This window comes from Flavobacterium sp. (genome assembly GCF_049590715.1).
Classification (GTDB): domain Bacteria; phylum Bacteroidota; class Bacteroidia; order Flavobacteriales; family Flavobacteriaceae; genus Flavobacterium.
This window is the reverse complement of record NZ_JBAWDL010000229.1, coordinates 1-2,291: the sequence shown is the minus strand read 5'-3', so window position 1 is coordinate 2,291 and position 2,291 is coordinate 1. Positions and strand designations below refer to the sequence as shown.

General features: G+C 51.4%; 1 protein-coding gene. It reads left to right on the top strand.

From position 1 onward, the window contains the following. Nucleotides 1-2,291: SusC/RagA family TonB-linked outer membrane protein (locus WBQ70_RS10445; RefSeq protein WP_423913803.1), on the top strand; the 2,291-nt coding region annotated here is incomplete at both ends.

Below are 2,291 nucleotides of genomic sequence, written 5' to 3'. Positions count from 1 at the left end.
ATGGCACCCAAAAGAAAGTGAATGTAATCGGTTCTATTTCACAGATCACCTCCGAGAACATCGAAAATCGTCCCGTAACCCAGGCTTCGCAGGCCATTACGGGCCAAATGCCGGGCGTAACGGTGATTCAGCGGTCAGGTAGGCCCGGCGAAAGCGGTGGACAGATTCGGGTACGGGGGGTAGGTTCATTCGGGGCAGCGCCCGACGCTTTGGTGCTGATTGACGGCATACCGGGCAATATGAACGACATCAACCCCAACGACATCAAAACCATTTCGGTACTGAAAGATGCTTCTTCGGCGGCCATCTACGGCGCGCGGTCGGCCAATGGGGTCATTCTGATTACTACCAAAATAAGCACCACCGATAAATTGTCGGTTAGCTACGACGGGTACACGGGCTTCAACAGCGCGACCAAGTTACCCGATTTTGTCAATTCGTGGGAGTACGCCGAAATGTTCAATGCCGCCTCGGGCAGCAATAGCTTCTCGGCGGATGACATTGCCAAATACCGGTCACAGAGCGATCCTGATAACTATCCCAATACCAGGTTTTTGAACGACTTGTTTTCGCGCAAGGGTACCCAAACCAGCCACACCGTAACGCTGAACGGCGGCAACGAGAACAACCGCTTTTTTCTGTCGGGCGGTGTGCTGCAGCAGCAGGGCATTATTCCCAAGAACCAGTACAATCGTTTCAACCAGCGCCTTAATTTGCAGAACAAGATCGGCAAGCATTTTGAGTTGATCACTCGGCTTTCCGGCTCCATCGCCAAGCAGGAAGAACCCCAGGCCACGGGCAACAAAGGCGGGCAACTTACCGACCAATTGATTCAGAATGCCGTGCGGTACCCCGCCATATTCCTGGGGCAGGCATCCAACAGCGATTTTGGCATCGGCCCCGAAAGCGGGGGTACCCCCACGGCCTGGCTGGCGTCTGAATCCTATTTTACCGCGCCAAGTTCACGGTTTGGCATCAATACCAAGCTGGACTGGAAGCCAATTGACGGACTGACCCTTTCGGCTATTGGCGGCTATAATTTCAGTCTACTCGAACGCCGGTCATATCTGGCCTCTCAGCGGCTGAACGACCAGATCACCCTTAATCAGTCTTACCTGAATCAGGTTAGTAATAAGCAGATATACAAAACCATGCAGTTTACCAGTGAGTATAACCGGGAAATAAAAAGTCATTACTTGAGCCTACTGGCTGGCTACTCATTCGAACAACAGGATTCCTCCTATTTTGCCGGTTACCGTCAGAATTTTCCCAGCAATCAGTATACTGTATTAGATTTAGGCGGGTTAGAAAATCAGCAATCCAACGGATTTGATCAGGCCTGGGCCATTCAATCGTTGTTCTCGCGATTTAAGTATAGCTTTAAGGAGAAGTACCTCTTTGAAGTTACGGTGCGTAACGACGGTTCTTCCCGCTTCCCTACGGGTCAGAAATACGCCCTCTTTCCCTCAGCGGCAGTCGGCTGGCGACTCTCGCAGGAGCCCTTCATCAAATCGCTCTCCTGGATTTCTGATTTAAAAATAAAAGCGTCGTACGGGGTATTGGGCAACCAGAATATCGGTAACTACCCCTACCAGCAGGTACTTACTGCCGGCAAAAACTATCCCTTTGGTAACACCCTCAATACCGGAGCCGCGTATTCCATTTACACCGACCCCAATATTCGCTGGGAATCTACCAAAACGTTCGACTTGGGTATCGAATCGGGTTTTCTGAATGATCGCATCATTTTCAACATCACCTATTTCGACCGCAAGACCGACGATATTCTTTTCAAGCCTTCGTCCAGCGTATCATCGGTTTTGGGAGTAGGTATTGGAGAAACTAATACGGGGGGTATGCAGAATTCCGGCTGGGAGTTTGACATAAGCCACCGCAACCGATTCAACGATTTCAGCTATTCGATCAATGGGAATTTCTCCATCATCAACAACAAGGTAGTCACGCTGGGACTGGGCAATGTCAACCAGCCCAATGGCCTGGTGGGCAATGGCTCCGATCTGTTCATCGGCTATCCGATGCAAATGTACTACGGGTACCTCTCCGACGGCGTGTTCCTGAATGCGCAGGACATCACCGATTGGCCCACCCAAACCGCCGTGACGCCCAAGCCTCAGGCGGGCGACATCCGGTATAAGGACATCAGCGGTCCCGACGGCGTACCCGATGGCAAAGTAGACCCGACCTACGACCGGACGTACCTGGGTAGTCAGATTCCCCGCTACACCTTTGGTAGTAACCTAAGCTTTTCCTACAAATCCTTCGATATTTCG